The 14,154-nt window shown below is 72.0% G+C and carries 17 protein-coding genes; 3 read left to right on the top strand and 14 right to left on the bottom strand.

Annotated elements, in window-relative coordinates; all coding sequences use genetic code 11:
- Nucleotides 1–16 precede the first annotated feature (16 nt).
- The 5 genes from F4556_RS25245 to F4556_RS25225 all read right to left on the bottom strand — a co-directional run bounded on the left by F4556_RS25245 (nucleotide 17) and on the right by F4556_RS25225 (nucleotide 4,684).
- Entirely contained in the window at nucleotides 17–322 is a 306-nt protein-coding gene (locus F4556_RS25245; RefSeq protein WP_184919853.1) for a DUF6087 family protein, read from the bottom strand.
- Nucleotides 323–430: 108 nt separating this feature from the next.
- The gene (locus F4556_RS25240) at nucleotides 431–868 is read right to left on the bottom strand and encodes an NUDIX hydrolase (RefSeq protein WP_184919851.1); all 438 of its coding nucleotides are present in this window, start codon (nucleotides 866–868) and stop codon (nucleotides 431–433) included.
- Nucleotides 869–897: 29 nt separating this feature from the next.
- Nucleotides 898–1,689 (bottom strand): SDR family NAD(P)-dependent oxidoreductase, encoded by a 792-nt coding sequence (locus F4556_RS25235; protein WP_184919849.1) that lies wholly within the window; start codon nucleotides 1,687–1,689, stop codon nucleotides 898–900.
- Between the two features lie 2 nt (nucleotides 1,690–1,691).
- Nucleotides 1,692–2,792 carry a hypothetical protein gene (locus tag F4556_RS25230; protein WP_184919847.1) on the bottom strand — a complete coding sequence of 367 codons (1,101 nt, stop codon included), beginning with the start codon at nucleotides 2,790–2,792 and terminating at the stop codon, nucleotides 1,692–1,694.
- Nucleotides 2,789–4,684 (bottom strand): nucleotidyltransferase domain-containing protein, encoded by a 1,896-nt coding sequence (locus tag F4556_RS25225; RefSeq protein WP_313068601.1) that lies wholly within the window; start codon nucleotides 4,682–4,684, stop codon nucleotides 2,789–2,791. The genes F4556_RS25230 and F4556_RS25225 overlap by 4 nt, the downstream gene beginning before the upstream one ends.
- Nucleotides 4,685–4,847: 163 nt before the next feature.
- Between F4556_RS25225 and F4556_RS25220 the strand changes: the two genes are divergently transcribed.
- Nucleotides 4,848–6,170 carry an NsdA family TPR-like regulatory protein gene (locus F4556_RS25220; RefSeq protein WP_313068599.1) on the top strand — a complete coding sequence of 441 codons (1,323 nt, stop codon included), beginning with the start codon at nucleotides 4,848–4,850 and terminating at the stop codon, nucleotides 6,168–6,170.
- A 52-nt stretch (nucleotides 6,171–6,222) separates the two neighbouring features.
- On the opposite strand, the gene F4556_RS25215 is transcribed toward F4556_RS25220, so the two are convergent.
- The 7 genes from F4556_RS25215 to F4556_RS25185 form a co-directional block, all read right to left on the bottom strand.
- Nucleotides 6,223–7,017 (bottom strand): hypothetical protein, encoded by a 795-nt coding sequence (locus F4556_RS25215; RefSeq protein ID WP_184919845.1) that lies wholly within the window; start codon nucleotides 7,015–7,017, stop codon nucleotides 6,223–6,225.
- On the bottom strand, nucleotides 7,014–7,343 hold the full coding sequence (locus F4556_RS25210; protein ID WP_184919843.1) for a hypothetical protein: 330 nt from the start codon (nucleotides 7,341–7,343) through the stop codon (nucleotides 7,014–7,016). Before F4556_RS25210 ends, F4556_RS25215 begins: the two co-directional genes overlap by 4 nt.
- 75 nt (nucleotides 7,344–7,418) lie before the next feature.
- Nucleotides 7,419–7,691 (bottom strand): hypothetical protein, encoded by a 273-nt coding sequence (locus F4556_RS25205; protein ID WP_184919841.1) that lies wholly within the window; start codon nucleotides 7,689–7,691, stop codon nucleotides 7,419–7,421.
- On the bottom strand, nucleotides 7,691–8,746 hold the full coding sequence (locus tag F4556_RS25200; RefSeq protein WP_184919839.1) for a major capsid protein: 1,056 nt from the start codon (nucleotides 8,744–8,746) through the stop codon (nucleotides 7,691–7,693). Before F4556_RS25200 ends, F4556_RS25205 begins: the two co-directional genes overlap by 1 nt.
- Nucleotide 8,747: 1 nt before the next feature.
- Nucleotides 8,748–9,170 carry a head decoration protein gene (locus tag F4556_RS25195; RefSeq protein ID WP_221503694.1) on the bottom strand — a complete coding sequence of 141 codons (423 nt, stop codon included), beginning with the start codon at nucleotides 9,168–9,170 and terminating at the stop codon, nucleotides 8,748–8,750.
- A gap of 129 nt (nucleotides 9,171–9,299) precedes the next feature.
- Nucleotides 9,300–9,923, bottom strand: a complete 624-nt coding sequence (locus F4556_RS25190; RefSeq protein WP_184919837.1) for a hypothetical protein — start codon at nucleotides 9,921–9,923, stop codon at nucleotides 9,300–9,302.
- A 432-nt stretch (nucleotides 9,924–10,355) separates the two neighbouring features.
- Nucleotides 10,356–12,167: a hypothetical protein gene (locus tag F4556_RS25185; RefSeq protein ID WP_184919835.1), complete on the bottom strand. Its 1,812-nt coding sequence runs from the start codon at nucleotides 12,165–12,167 to the stop codon at nucleotides 10,356–10,358.
- 296 nt (nucleotides 12,168–12,463) lie between these two features.
- Between F4556_RS25185 and F4556_RS25180 the strand changes: the two genes are divergently transcribed.
- Together F4556_RS25180 and F4556_RS25175 are read left to right on the top strand one after the other, a co-directional pair.
- Nucleotides 12,464–12,865 carry a hypothetical protein gene (locus F4556_RS25180; protein ID WP_184919833.1) on the top strand — a complete coding sequence of 134 codons (402 nt, stop codon included), beginning with the start codon at nucleotides 12,464–12,466 and terminating at the stop codon, nucleotides 12,863–12,865.
- The gene (locus F4556_RS25175; RefSeq protein WP_184919831.1) at nucleotides 12,862–13,119 is read left to right on the top strand and encodes a hypothetical protein; all 258 of its coding nucleotides are present in this window, start codon (nucleotides 12,862–12,864) and stop codon (nucleotides 13,117–13,119) included. The genes F4556_RS25180 and F4556_RS25175 overlap by 4 nt, the downstream gene beginning before the upstream one ends.
- Before the next feature lie 57 nt (nucleotides 13,120–13,176).
- Here F4556_RS25175 and F4556_RS25170 read toward each other — a convergent pair whose 3' ends face one another.
- Nucleotides 13,177–13,530 carry a hypothetical protein gene (locus F4556_RS25170; protein WP_184919829.1) on the bottom strand — a complete coding sequence of 118 codons (354 nt, stop codon included), beginning with the start codon at nucleotides 13,528–13,530 and terminating at the stop codon, nucleotides 13,177–13,179.
- A 54-nt stretch (nucleotides 13,531–13,584) separates the two neighbouring features.
- Nucleotides 13,585–13,806: a helix-turn-helix domain-containing protein gene (locus tag F4556_RS38450; protein ID WP_246511771.1), complete on the bottom strand. Its 222-nt coding sequence runs from the start codon at nucleotides 13,804–13,806 to the stop codon at nucleotides 13,585–13,587.
- Nucleotides 13,807–14,154: the final 348 nt, after the last annotated feature.

Genomic DNA, 14,154 nt, shown 5'->3' with positions numbered 1-14,154 from the left:
CGTTGACCATGATTCGCTAGGTGGTTCGGCGATGTCGGCCGGGCTTCTTCAGCGTCGGTGCAACGGTCGCTCTCATCACGCCGTCACCTTCAATCCCGTTGAGGATGCGCTGCGCGGCCGGGTAGTCGGGGGCCACTGCTTCGGGCAGCCACTGATATCCGTCCCAGCCCATGATCAGGCGGGGCTCGTCCCGGCCGACGTGCGCACCGCCGACGCTGCCGCTGCCGCCCATGGGAACGGCTTTCAGCTTCCCGACCGGGCGGGCCTTGGCCTTGCGGCGCGCGGCCCACTGCTCCAACGGTTCCTCTTCGTGGTCGTGCACGTCCTGTCCTCGTGTGATCGGTGGCCTGACTGTACGACGTGGGTGCGTGGCTGGCGCTCTCGGCTGGAGGCAGCGGCTCGCACCGGTCCCGTGTGGGAGTCCGCGACGCTACGCCGTGGCCAGCAGGCCGCCGGGGCCGGTCGCGGCAGCCAACACGTCCTTGATCTGCGGCGGCATCAAGTTGAGGGCGGCGATGGCCTCGGGGGTCAGGGGGATCTCCTCAAGGAGGTACTCGCCGCGGTCGTTCCGCTCGAACTCGGGCCCGGAGCGATCGGCGAAGTTCCACGTGGTGACCCGCGCGATGTAGAAGTGCTCCGTCTCGCCCGCGTTGTTCGTCAGTTCGTGGAGGTGGCGCAGGACCTCGGCCTCGCCGGCGATTTCCTCACGGATCTCGCGCAGCAGGGCCGCCTCGTTGCTGGTGTCGGTGTCCTCGACGCCACCGCCGACGAGGACCCAGTACGGGTCAGCGCCGGGCTTGATGCGCTTGATCACGAGAGTGGTGCCCGCCGGGGTGACGAGGACGGCGCGGACGCGCTGCTTCGGCATGGTGGTCTCCATAGTGGTTCGGAAGGTGGTCAGTTGGGCTGCCAGCCGCCGTCGATGCTCAACGACTGCGCGCTGATGAAGGATGCGGCGGGGCTGGCGAGGAAGGCGATGGCGGCGGCGACGTCGTCGGGCTGGCCCCGGCGGGGGACGCACTGCCGGGCGATCTGGTCTTCCGGGCGGGCACGGTGATGGGGCGGGAGGTCGTTCTCGGCGCTCACCTGGATCGCCCCCGGTACGACAGTGTTCACCGTGATGCCGTGCGGGCCAAGTTCCCTGGCCAGGGAGGGTGTGAGGCCGAGGAGTCCGGCCTTGGCGGCGCTGTAGGCGGTCAGGCCGACCCTCCCGACTCGGGCGTTGACGGAGGAGACGTTGATGATCCGTCCCCAACCGCGGTCGATCATGCCGGGGGTGACGGCGCGGCAGGTGCGGTAGTGGGCGGTGAGGTTGATCTCCAACGCGGCTGCCCAGGCGGCTTCGTCGGTGTCCTCCCACCTGATCCTGGGGTAGGCGCCGGCGTTGTTGACGAGGATGTCCACCGGGCCGACCTCCGAGCGGACCTGGTCGGCCATCATGGCGACGGCGTCCGGGTCGGTGAGGTCGGCGCTGATCTCTATGCCGTCGGCACCCGCTCGGCGGACGGCCTCCAGGACGGTGCGGGCCTGGCCGATCTGGGCGTGGTGGGCGACGGCTACGGCGGCGCCCGCAGCGGCGAGGGCCTTCGCGGTGGCGGCGCCGATGCCGGTGGCCGCGCCGGTCACCAGGGCGGTGCGGCCCTGGAGGGGCCGGGCGGCGAGCGGCAGTTCGGGGAGGGTGATGGTCACGGTCACTCCACGGAGGTGAGGGTGGTCAGCGGGTCGGTGTGGGCGAACTGGGCTTCACCGGCCTGGAGTTCGGCGAGCTTGGCCAGCAGGAGCAGCCGTTCGGTGTCGCCGAGCCGTCGGGGGTCGATCACCCCGAGGATTCGGGCGGTCAGGAACGGTCGCAGGTAATCCAGTTCGCGGCCGGGCGGGAGGTCGGCGGCTGCGCCGAGGTCGGTGCGCAGCCGGGCGAGGAGTCGGTGGAGGGCGGCTTGGCGGCCTGGGCCGGTGGGCCAGGTGTAGCGGAGGTCGAGGTGGCGGTGCGGGGTGGAGAGTCCGGCGTGCTCGACGGTGGGGTGCGCGGCCGGGGGCAGGTGGAGGCGCAGGGTGCGGATGTAGGTGTCGCGTTGGTGGAGGGGGACGAGCCAGCCGCCGAGGGCGAGGAGGTACCAGAGGAGGTTGGCGGCTTCTCCGGCGATGGTGTTGCGGCCGGCGTATTCGAAGTCGAGCCAGACCGCGCCGGGCCCGGTAGGGGTGTTGGTGATGTTGGGTTCGGTGGGGTCGCCTTGGGTGAGGGCGGTGGTCCAGCGGGTGGCCGGGTCGAGGGCGGTGCGGGTGGTGCGGATCGCGGCGGGTACGTCCAGCGGTAGGTGGTGTCCGTTGGCGGTGATGGTCCAGTTGGTGAGGTCGCGCACGGCCGGGAGGGCGTCGGTGCCGGTGCTGAGGGTGAGGGTGGGGTCGAGCCACCAGGTGTCGATGCGGCCTGCGGGGCGGATGCGGTCGGCGTACAGGCCGGGCACGCACTCGGCGAGGGCGGCGGTGCGCCCGCTGCCGGCCACGGCGGCGATCAGGTCGTCGCAGACCGCGTCAATCAGGGCGGTGACCGGACCGGCGGCGGCCGGGTCCTCGTCGGCGAGCGCGATCAGGTCGCCCAGCAGGTGCCCGGATCGGCCAGAGGCGAACACGTCCTCGTAGGCGAGCACGTCGCACCCCTCGTCGGCCGGGGTGCGGCCGTGGAAGTGCGGGACCTGGAGGCGGCCGGCGAGCTGCCGCCATCCGAACTCCTCTGCGGTGGCGGCTGATCGGGGCATCCGCTTGCGGAACACCAGCCGCCCGAACGCGCTCACGCGGCCACCACGGCGGCGGGCGGCAGGGTGGCTGTCCACTGGGCCAGGACCAGGGCGGCCAGCTCGCGGGCGGCGTCGTGGCCGTCGCGGGCCGCCGCGACCAGCTCGGGCTGGGCGCCGACGCGGGCCACCAGGTCCGACAGCGCCTCCTCGTCCCCAGCGCGCTCCACGTCCTCGAAGCGGGCCAGGATCTTGGCCAGCAGCGCGGTGATCTTGTAGAGGGCGCGCAGGTCTGGCGCGGGCTTGAGGAGCTGGCGGCGGATCTCGACTGCGGCCTGGACACCGGCCTTGATGCTCGCGGTGACATCGTCGGCGAGGGTCGGTGCCGGGATCAGCAGCCCGGGGCGCACCCACTGCGGCAGCAGGGCGCCCGAGCCGAGGAGGGTGAGGACGTGCAGCAGGCGGGAGGTGACCGTGCCGGCGAAGCACTCGGCCCTGCTGAGCACCGTGATGCCGAGCTTCACCGCGCCGAGGGTCTGCTGCGCCTCCGCCAGCGCGGCCCGCAGGTCTTCGGTGCGGTCGGGTTCGGCGATGACGAAGATGTCCAGGTCGCTCCAGCCGGCCTGGTACTTGCCGCGGGCACCGGAGCCGGTGACCGCGAGCAGGTCGATCACCGGCCGGTCGCCGCCGGTTGTGCGCTCCAGCAGGGCGGTGAGGAAGACCTCCAACGCGAGCGGCAGGCCGAGGGTGTTCACCGGAGCGGTGGCCGGGGCGACGACCGGCCAGGCGGCGTCCAGCGCGAGCCGGTCCAACTGCCGCTCCAGCGCCAGCCTGGTCCCGTTGTTGGACACCACCAGGTCGGCAATCTCCCTGATCCGCCCGGCGCCCCTCGCCTGCTTGATCTCGTCGCGGACCTCCACGTCGGCCGCCCCGGCGGTGCCGCGCCGCTTGCGCACCTCGACGGCGGCCTCGACGTAGGTCACCGTCAGCTGGCCTCCGAGCATCCGGCGCAGCTCGGCGGTGACGTCGTGCTCGTGCAGGGATTCGATGGTGATGCGGGTGAGGTAGTGGTGGGCGGCGGCGTAGCGGTCGAGTCCGTCGAGGAGCAGTTCGGCGCGCACCACCGGGGGCAGGGCGTAGGGGTCGGTGATGCCGGCGTGGGCGGCGGCCTGCTCGATCAGGTAGCCGATCTTGAGGCGGTCGTGGCCGTGGCGGGTGCGCAGGTACTCCCCCATGGTGCTCTTGCCGCTCTCGGACAGGCCGCCGAGCGCGACGACGCCGAGGCCGGGCAGGCACCTGGCGGGGATGGCCGGGGCGTGCGGGTGGAGGAGGCGGCGCAGTTCGTCCTGGACGGCGACGACCGGCCGCCCGGCGACGACGATCACCTCGGCGAAGCGGCCCGCGTCGGCGAGGCGGTGGATCTGGTGGTGCAGGTGCCGCTGGTAGGCGGCGTAGGTGTCGGTGACGCTCGCCTCGTGGGACAGGCTCAGGCGGGTGCCAGCCTCGGGGTCCTCGTCGTGCAGCAACAGGACGCCCTGCTCCCGTGACTCGGCCGCCGCCAGCTCGGCCGCGAACGGGGTGAGCAGCTGGCGGGCCCGGTCGGCCGCCCTGTTCGGGTCGAGCTGCTCGCGCACCGCGACCGTCGCCGCGAGCGATGCCTCCAGCATCGGCAGGCCGCGGTCCACCAGCCGCACGCCCGGCAGGGTGGCAGCGTGGCGGGAGCGAGCGAGGTAGGAGGCGGCGAGGACATCGGCGACCTCCTGCACCGGGGCGTCGTGCCACCACCAGGTGCCCATCCCCTGGGTCTTGATCTCCGCCCAACGGGCGTCGTGCGCGTCCAGCGGACCCGCGTGGGCTGCCACCGCGCCGAGGCGGCGGGCCATGATGCCCAGCTGTTTGGTCTTGCCGGTGTTGTCCGCGCCGCTCACCGCGACGGTCACCACGTCGTCCACCACAACCTCCGCGCAGTCGTTCGATCACGCGGGCCGATCGGCCCGGAGGTGCGAGTACAACCGAACCTCCGTGCGGTACAACAGGGTTCAGCCGTCATGGAGGGGTAATGGAACCCGCTCGTTTCGGCCCGCCCGGGACCCGGCGGGTGCTGAGATGGGGTCCGTGGACGCGCAGAGTTTCCAGCACCCGATCACCGTCGCCCGGGCCTTGCGGGGCATGTCGATGACCGACCTGGCGGTGGCGATGAGAGCTGCCGCGCGCCGCCGCGACCGCCGCGCCGGCACCACCAAGCAGCAGGTGTACGCCTGGGAGCGGCCCACCGCCCGCCCTCCGAGCGAGTGGTCCCAGCTCTTGATGGCCGAAGCCCTCGGCGTCGACCCCGAACACGTCACCGCCCTGGGCTGGCCGTACTGGCTGCCCGGAACCGAAGCACCGCTCCCCCTGGGCACAGGGGCCACGGTCGCCGCCCTCAGAGAGGCCCAACGCCGCGCCATGCTCAACCGCCGCACCCTGCTGGGCCTCGCGCCCGCCGCCATGATCACCCTCTCCCAGCAGTGGGCCACCCTCGACCCCGCCCTCGCCGCCACGGCCACCGACGGACGCACCGTCGACCCGGAGTTCGCCGGCTGGCTGGAGACCAGCGTCCACCAGCTCACCTCCCTGGCCACCGCCGACCGCCAGCACACCGCTCCCCTGCTGGACTCCTACTACGACACGGTCGTGGGCCTTCTGGAGAGCGCCTCCTACAGCGAACAGACCGGTGTGCGGCTCCAGTTGCTCGCCTCCTCCCTCGCGCAAACCATCGGCTGGCACCAGTTCGACCACGAGCACCACTCCGCCGCCGCCCGGTACTGGACCGCAGCCCTCCACGCCGCCCACCACGCCGGCGACACCGACCGCGGCGCGGGCATCCTCTCCGACCTCGCCTACCAGAGCATGTGGCTGGGCCAGGGCGCACCCGCCGTCGAAGTCCTCGACCATGCCCTGACCCGCACTCAGGACTCCACCGCCCGCTCCCTGCTGAACCTGCGCCGCGCCCGCGCCCTCGCCATGACCGGCGAGGCCCGAGCCTGCCGACGCGCCCTCGACGCCGCCGAACACTCCCTGAACGTGGCGACCACCGCCGCGCCCGCGTGGTGCTCGTGGATGAGCCCCGCCGACCTCGCCGTCGACTCCGGCCGCTGCCTCATCGACCTCAGCGAACCTGGTCCCGCCCATCGCCAGATCACCGAAGGCGTCACCCTGCTGCCCACCGCCCGTGACAAGACCCGCGCGGTGTTCCTCGCCTACGAGGCCGAAAGCCTCCTGCGCCAGGGCGAGGTCGACCAGGGCGCGTCCACCGCACATCAGGCACTGCTCCTCGCCCGGCACACCGGGTCCACGCGCTGCATCCGTCAGATCAGCGACCTCGCGCCCGCACTGAGCGGGCATCAACACGTCGAAGGAGTAGGCCAGTTCATCGACGCTGTGCGATCAGCAGCGTGATCCCGGCACGGACGCCTCCCGGTTGCGCGGGAGCGGCGGCCGACTGGGGCTGTCAGGCTTCCGGGCTGATGTCGGGTTGCAACCGAAATCCCCGGTTGCAGCGGGGGTGGGAGATCGGCCACTCGGCTGCTTCCTCCACGCTCCGCAGGGTGCGGGTGGCCTTGTCGGGGTCGGGGTGGCTGGTCCAGCCGCAGTCGTAGCCGTCCGACACCTCGACGTGGCTGATGCCGTGCTCGCGGGCGACGGCCAGCGTCCCGGTGTTGGTGGCGACGGCCGCCCGGGTGTGGAGGGCGGCTTCGGCCCACGCCTGGACGGGCATGCGGGTGCCGTTGCGGTAGACGACGCGGTCGAGTTGGTAGGTGGAGGCGAGTCGGTCGGCAAGTGCTCGAGCGCCGGTCGGTGCGGTGGCGCGGCCGACCGCGAGGAGCGGGAGGTCGTGCCGGGCGGCTGCGCGGGCGGCGCGGTAGAACGCCCCGGAGGTGCGGACGGTCTCCTGGGCGCGCCGGAGGAGGTCGCTGTAGGTGTCGGCGGTGAGGGCCCGCAGGGTGTCCTGGTGGGTGGGTGTCCACTCGAAGGTGCGGCCGATGCCGGCGGTGGCGGCGCGGGCGGCTTCCTCGTAGCGGCGGGCGACCTCGCGGTGCGCGAAGTCGCCGATCACCGCGTCCACCGTGTGGTGGAAGGTGCGGATCGCTTCGGTGAACTCGGCGAGGGCGGACGCGAGTCGGGCGGTGCGGCGGCCCGCGGCGAGGGCGGTGAGGACGGCGGCTTGTGCGGCGGCAAGGGGCTGCCAGGCCGTGCCGAGGTCGTCGGCGGCCTGCTCGGCGTCGGCGCGCGGTGAGTCGGTCATCGGGTTCGGCGGGCCGGGGTCAGGACGCTCATGTCGAACTGGGGGGTTGTGTCGCCGCCGGGCGCGGTCTCGTCGGGCCCCAGCGTGCCGTGGAGTTCGGCGAGTTGGCGTTCCAGGCCGGTGAGGTTGGCGCTGCGGTCCATGGTGACGACGCCGTCGACCACGAGCCGGAGGGGGTCGGCGAGCAGGGCGGCGCGGCGTTCGGCGAGGACTTCCAGCGCGACGGCGCGCACCGTGCCGAGGCGGGTGTGGCGGGCGGTGAGGTCGTCGGTGTCGGTGCTGGGGCCGAGCTGGGCGCGCAGCCAGGCGAGGGCGGCGGGGTCCACGTGCGGGTCCGATCGTCGTGGCGGCAGGACCGGCACCCCGGGTTGGTGGGGTGCCGGTCCTGCCGTGGTCGGGGGCTAGTCGGTGTCGGTGCGGGTCTTGCGGGTGCGGGTGGCCTTGGTGGCCGGCGGGCCGTCCGCGTCGGGCGCGGAGTCGTCCCCGTGGTCGTCCGGGTCGTGCTCGTCGTCGGCTTCCGGGTTGGTGTCGTCCCCGTCGTCGGGGTGCCAGGCGCCGGGGTGGGTGATCAGCTCGGCGAGTTCCCGGGCCGGGATCTCGTCGGGCAGCAGCACCAGGCGGTCCCCGGTGGCGGGGTCCTCCAGGTGGACGGCGAAGGCGAGACGGCGCGCCATCACAGGACCTTGGCCACGATGTGGCAGTCCGGGGTGTGCAGGACCGGCATGGCGACCGCCCCGCCCTTGGTCCAGATCTGCACCGGGTCGTCCTGGACACCGCGGGTGAGGACGATGCCCGGGGCGTCCTCCTTGACGATCTCCGGGTTGGTGCCCCGCGCGAGGACCAGAGCCTCGGCGGTGACCCCGTAGATGGTCTGGCCCCACTTCGCCCGGTCCGGCGGCAGCATGATCCACCGGTCGTCCGGGAGGACCTTGGTCGCCGTCCCGTCCACGTTGACCTGGGCCTTGTAGAGAGTCACCGGGGGGAGACCGTAGTCGTTGCGGACGGCGTTGACCTCGGAGACGGTGAGGGTGCGGGTCGGGGTGTTGGAGGGGTTGACGCTCCGGTAGTAGGCGGCCCGGTAGGCGTTGTTGCGGGCGAGGTAGCTGAACGCCCGCTTGGAGGTGACGACGAGCTCCGGTTCGGGTGCGCCGAGGTCGTCCAGGTACTGGAGCCAGCCGAGTTCGTCGGCGAGTGGGTCCGAGGTCGGGTCGGACCACGGCTTGGGGGCGACCGGCATGTTGCCGGCCGGGACGCCGAAGTCCACCTCGATGCTCAGCCCGTTCTCGGTGGCCGCGTCGAGAGTGAAGCGGCCGTCCACCAGCACGTCACCGGCGGCGAGTTCGAGCCGCGAGCGGATCGCCTCGATGTGCCGCTCGGCGTCGTCGAACAGCAGCTCCAGCAGCCGGTCCTGGTCGGCGCCGTGCGCCTGCTCCAGGAGGATCTGCTGCTGCTCGCCGACGATGAGCTTCTGGCCCAGGGCAGGGAGCAGCCCTTCGCGGGTGGTCTCCCACGCGGTCCGCTCGGCGAACGCCACGGAGGCGTCGTAGGCGCGGTACTTGGCGGTGTTGACGCGGCGGCCGTTGCTCTTGATCCGCCACTTCACCTCGGGGACGACGAGGGTCGGGAAGACGGTGCTGGTGAGGAGGAAGTCCGCCGGGGTGGGGATGGCGCGGGCGAAGGTGGTCAGGTCGGCCGACGAGACGCCCTTGATGAGGTCCTGGAGGGACATGTCAGGCCCCCCAGCGGATCAGGGCGCCGGCGGGGGAGGCCGTGATCTTGGTGACGTCGATGCCACCGGGGATCTTGGAGGCGCGGGCGGAGCCGTGCCACAGCAGGGCGCAGGGGATCTTCGGCTGGCCCGGCGCGAACAGGGCTTCGTCGAAGACGAGTCCGGCGAGGATCTGGCGGCCGTCGGCGGCGGCCGGGTCGTACGGCCCGTACAGGCCCGACGCGGTGATCTTGCCGAGGGGGACGCCGGACAGGACGCGGCTGTAGGGCTGGGTGGGGTCGGTGGACGCGACGTAGTGGGTGCCGGCGGTGAGCTTCGAGGCGTCGATGGTGACGGTCTCGGTCTGGTCGGTGCCGTGGAGGCTGGCGAGCCACGGTCGGCCGTGGGCGAGGTTCGCCGTGGTGGTGATCGGCTGGACGGTCAAGGGGTGTGATCGCCTTCTGGAGCTGGCGGTCACGCACTCACCTGCTGGTGGTGCCGTCCACGTCGGTGGTGAGGGGCGTGGTCCCCTGGTCCCGGTTCACTGCCGGGTCAGACGATGAGGGGTGTCCGGTCAGGACGTGAGGTAGCCGCGCCGCTTGGCCATCTCGGTGCCGAAGGAGCTGGTGGCGGGGGCTTGACCGCGCGGCGGCGGGCCTCCGGCCGGGGAACCGCTCGGCGCGGGCGGGGTGGCGGGCGGCACGGCCGGGCCGAACAGCTCCGGGCGGCGGTCGGCGAGGGCCTTCGCCGCGTCGGCCACGGCCTGGTCGTCGGCGTCGTCGGGTACGTCGAGGAGACGGATCGCGTCGTCCAGGGCCGCGCCGGTCGCGCCGAGGCGGCTCAGCGCGGCGTGACGGACGGCCTGCTGGAGACGCTGGAGGGCCTGCTGCTCCCGCTGCTGGGCCTGCTGCTCGCGCTGGGTGGCGGCCTGCTCCCGCCGCTCGATCTCGGTGAGGGCGGCCTGCTCGGCGGTGCGCTGTGCCTCCACCCACGCCTGGAGTGCGGCTCCGTCGGCGAAGCCGAGGTCGGTGACGAGCTTCTTCACGCCGGCGCGGGAGCCCTGGTCCTTCTCGCGGGCGAGGAGCCGCGTCAGGGTGTCCTGAGTGATGAGGGCGCTGCCGGGGTCAGTGGCGGCCGGGGTCTGCGGTGCGGCCGGGTCTCCGGCGGGCGGGGCGGCCTGGGGCAGGGGGGCAGTCATCGGATTCCTCCGCAACAGCGCCCCCGCGCCAGTGATCAGTGTAGCTACTCCCTCGACCGGGGCGCGGAGGTAAAGACGCCGAACTGGTGCTGCGTGCTGAACTCGTGCCCCACTCGATTCCGGCAGCAGACCGCCGCCACAGAAGTGGGTTCCCCCGGGGGAACCCATAGAGGATGGCCCGAGGGTTCCCCCGGGGGAACCCATGGGTTACGCGAGGGGAACCCTGTGGGTTACGCCAGGGGAACCCCTTTCTTTCCTTTGTTCCTACTTACTTCCTACCTTTCCCCCCAACCCCCCACGGCTGTCGCCGCAGGGGGCCAGGAGGCCCTGGTCACGACGGAAGGATCACCCCCGGACGCCACAAGCCCCCGCAAGGGCCCAGAGGCCCCAGAGGGCCCCTGGGAGGCCGTCAGGCCCTTGCGGAGTGATCTTCTACCGGTCGACCTTCTGGAGCGGCGCAGGGGGGATTGCAGGCCCTCCGGCGGGCAGTCCGAGGAAGGCCCTGACTGCGGCGATGTCGCCTGTGGCGTCGGCGAGGCGGGCAGCGGCGTCGAAGGCCCTGGCCTGGATGCGCTGCACCTCCTCCGGGATGTCCGTGATCGGGTACCCGGCGTCGGCGAGCATCCGCACGCACGTCTCCAGGGAGAACAGCCCGGCCTGGTAGCCCTTCGCTGCCTGGTCCAGGGCTTCCGCCTTGTCGGTGGGCACGTGCGGCCCCCACACGAGTTCAGCGGCGGGCAGCTCACCGGTGGGCCAGCCGACCTGTCCGGCCTGGTGGAGGCGGCCGACCATGCGCAGCAGGATCTCGTACTTGTGGGCGCGGGCGAGACGCATCTCCCCCACCAGGGCATCCAGCGGGCCCAGGGCGAGGGCCAGCGCGTACCCGGACGGCACCTCGGACGGCTGGACCGTGCCGAGGCCGGACGCGGTCAGCCTGCTGTTGCCCGCGAGCCGGTCGAGGAGGTGGTCGGTGCGCTCGCGCAGCTCCCGCAGCTGTGGGGAGGTGTCGAGGGTCGACATCGAGCCGCCCTCGTTCAGGGACCACACCGTGCCGGCCTCGACGCGCAGCGGCACCGGCACCCCGGTCCGGTCCTTCGGCAGTCGCACCCCGGACAGGGCGACGATCGGCGTGCCGGTCGTCCCCGAGGCGGCGGAGGAGTCCGTGTCGGTCGCGGCGACCTCGTCCAGGACCTGCATCACCCGGGAGATCACCGGCTGCCCCCAGTGCTCGCCCACGTCCGGGATCGAGTTGGTGAGGTGCACGACCGGGACGAAGTCGATCTGCAGGTCCAGCGCCTGGAGGACCTGCCCGTCCCGCCTCACCCGGTAGGTCGCCTTGTCTGCGGGCAGCGCGTACACGTTGTGCGCGGCCTTGAGGTCTTCGAGCAGCCACTCCGCGTCGGTGAGGTAGCAGGTGACGCCGGTCGGGTGGTCCGGCGCCCACGGGTAGGTGCGGGTCACCTGCCCCGTGGCCGGGTCCGTCCGGTCTCCGGGCAGCAGGACACGCTCCCCGTCCGGCCCGGCCGCCCACTCCCGGTAGGGGCTGCCCTTCTCCGGGATCACCGGCACGGTCGCCCCGCCGATCGGACCCAGCTCGTAGGTGATGCGGCGCAGCCTCGCCTTCTGTCCGGTGACCGGGTCCTCCGGCAGCTCCCACGCGAAGTGCACCCGGGCGGGGAACTGCGCCGAGTCGACCTCGTCCTCGGTCCACTCGGGGTAGAAGAACCCGGGGTCCATCGTCCGCAGCACCGGCCGGGCGGCCTGCGCGTCCCAGGCGAGGGTGAACACGCCGTCTCCGTAGCGCACCGCGGACCGCTCGCTCTGCTGCATCCTCATCGGCAGCAGCTCCTTGCGGGCCCACGCCCGAAGCCGGTCCTGCACGTCCCGGGCAAGAACGGCTTCCGGGGTCGGCTTCCCGCCGTCGCCCTCCGCCCCGGGCACGACGATGCTCTGCGACGCGCCGAGGAGGTAGTTCAGCGCAGCCGAGTTGAGCTTCGCCGGGTCGCCCAGCTCCCGCCGGTCCTGGCCGGACTCGTCGCCGGCCGCGTAGGCGAGCTGCCCGGCCTGGTTGTGGTCATACGCGGCGAGGAGCTTGTACGCCTGGAGGCGCCGCAGGTCCTCCGGCGGCACCCAACCGGAGGCGAGGTCCCCGAACGGGCCGATACCCCGCCGGGGCACGGTGGCCATGACCGGCTTGTAGTTCAGCCACGACCAGCCGTCGATGATCAGCTCGCGCAGGCCCACGATGCTGCCCTCCTAGGCAACCAGGCCCCACGCCACCGCTCAGCCTACGGGGAGATCGAACGGCTTCCGCCGCCCCGCTGCGGCTGCCAGCTCACCGACAGAAGGGGATCACGATGGGACGCCTGGACTTCGACGGCTACGCGCTCAGCATCAGACCGCAGCGGCGGGCGGCCAGTTTCCGGCCCGGCTTGGGCGCCCACCGCCTGACCGCAGATTGGCCTAGACCCATGGCCTGGCACGCCTGTCACGAGGTCCACTGACGCGCGGCCTTCAACCCGCCGACCTAGCCTGAGAGCATGCTTGCAGCCCTATCCCCAAGCGCCGTTGTGATCCGCTTCAGGCCGATCGCCCGTGACCGACTGGAGTACCACGCGAACCTCGCCAAGATAGAGTCTGGACGCTTCGGCCTGTCCGTCTTCGCCGATACGTCGAAGGACGACGAAGACCTGGATGCAACGACCGAACGGCTCCTGAGGGCCGCGGAGGTCGACATCAACAAGGCCATGAACCCTTGGTATCTCCGCTGTCCAGCAGCATCAGATCTAATCGGACACGGCTTCACGTTCTGGAAGGACGGGAACCCGGGCGAAATCGAGGAGCACTACTCTGTGGACATCGGCGTGGAACGTCCCATACTGGACATCCGCCACGTGGATCTCTTCGTCGAGGCGTTCAGCTACCGAGGGAGCTGGTCATGACCAAGATCAGAATCGACCCTAATGTCCGGGTCCGAGGCAATCTCACGTATGCCGGACTGGACGATGTCACTGGCGAGCTCAAGGAGCACGCTGAGGTCGAGGTCTACGAGCCCGAGAGCGGCCTTGCCGGCCACGGCCACGTCGAACAGATCGACCTCGAACGCGGCCTCGTCTACGTCGCGGTCCACTGGAAGACCCTCTCCGCCCCGCAGGCGCAGCGAGGCCCCGCTACCCCACCACTGCTGAGCGTGTAGCGGACCGGGCCAGCCGCGGCCGGTTGGCGCTCCGGCGCGCCTTCGTGATCGGAGTCCCTACGCCGGGATCCGGCAGCCCGCGTCGAAGCCGTCCCGGTCGACCATCACCTTCTGCGCCGGGGTGAACTTCTCCCACTCGGCGTCGCACAGCTCCGGGTCACCCTGCCGGTCGCCGCGCTGCACGATGGCGAGCTGCGCGTACCGGCCGACCACCTTCGAGGCGTCCTTGTTGCGCTGGCGGTCGCCGAGCGACTTCGCGGCCCACTCCGGGCTGCCCTCGACCACCGACGCCGTCGGCGACGGCACCGTGGCCGCCGTCGGCGCACCGCTCTTCGACGTGCAGGCCGACAGGCCCGCGACCAGCACGATCGTCACCACGGCAGCAGCCTGCCGCATCCCACCCACGTTCATGATCGGAGAAGATAGCAGCGCCCACGAACAGCCTCACCCGGCGGCCCGCACTTGTCATCCGGCCAGGTCGGCGCGGCCTCCTCGGGCCTGGTCGCCGCTCTCCGCGATCTCGGCCCACAGCCCGGCCGGGTACAGGTCGAGCTGGAGGGCGATCTCCAGGCCGACGATGGTCGACAGGCCGGGTAGGGCCCGTCCGGCCAGCAGGTCGTTGAGTGTCGTGTGCTTCACGCCCGCCTTCTCGGCGGTGTACCTCGCTGACCACGACCGGGCATCCATCGCGGCTCGGACCTTGAGCACGAAGGCATACCCGACAACCGCCTCCGGCGGAGCGTCCGCAGTCAGCTTGACGTCCGGCCACTCCCCCTCCGCGACGAACGATCGTGGCACCTGATGGTTGCGTGGCACCGCGACTCCTGGCTTCCGGGGATGTGACCGCCTCATCCTGCCCCGTTTCGGATGATCTTGCTTGCGCGAACACCCTTGGAAGGTTTAACTTCCACTCGTGGCGCACTCTCGCGCCACCCGGGCGGGGTGTCCGCCGGCGTGCCCGAGCTGTGTCGTGGCCAGCGGGCTTCACCGGTGGGGTCGGCGGACATCCCGGGCGGCACCAGGCCGAGGGGGCGC

The organism is Kitasatospora gansuensis (assembly GCF_014203705.1).
GTDB lineage: Bacteria > Actinomycetota > Actinomycetes > Streptomycetales > Streptomycetaceae > Kitasatospora > Kitasatospora gansuensis.
Note: the sequence above shows the minus strand (reverse complement) of the source record. Positions and strands in the feature narration are given on the sequence as shown.

Excerpts from the sequence above, each read along its gene's own strand:
- F4556_RS25240 (WP_184919851.1), bottom strand. The coding sequence starts at position 868 with ATGCCGAAGCAGCGCGTCCGCGCCGTCCTCGTCACCCCGGCGGGCACC.
- F4556_RS25215 (WP_184919845.1), bottom strand. The coding sequence starts at position 7,017 with ATGACCGACTCACCGCGCGCCGACGCCGAGCAGGCCGCCGACGACCTC.
- F4556_RS25205 (WP_184919841.1), bottom strand. The coding sequence starts at position 7,691 with ATGGCGCGCCGTCTCGCCTTCGCCGTCCACCTGGAGGACCCCGCCACC.
- F4556_RS25200 (WP_184919839.1), bottom strand. The coding sequence starts at position 8,746 with ATGTCCCTCCAGGACCTCATCAAGGGCGTCTCGTCGGCCGACCTGACC.
- F4556_RS25190 (WP_184919837.1), bottom strand. The coding sequence starts at position 9,923 with ATGACTGCCCCCCTGCCCCAGGCCGCCCCGCCCGCCGGAGACCCGGCC.
- F4556_RS25180 (WP_184919833.1), top strand. The coding sequence starts at position 12,464 with ATGCTTGCAGCCCTATCCCCAAGCGCCGTTGTGATCCGCTTCAGGCCG.
- F4556_RS25175 (WP_184919831.1), top strand. The coding sequence starts at position 12,862 with ATGACCAAGATCAGAATCGACCCTAATGTCCGGGTCCGAGGCAATCTC.
- F4556_RS25170 (WP_184919829.1), bottom strand. The coding sequence starts at position 13,530 with ATGAACGTGGGTGGGATGCGGCAGGCTGCTGCCGTGGTGACGATCGTG.
- F4556_RS38450 (WP_246511771.1), bottom strand. The coding sequence starts at position 13,806 with ATGGATGCCCGGTCGTGGTCAGCGAGGTACACCGCCGAGAAGGCGGGC.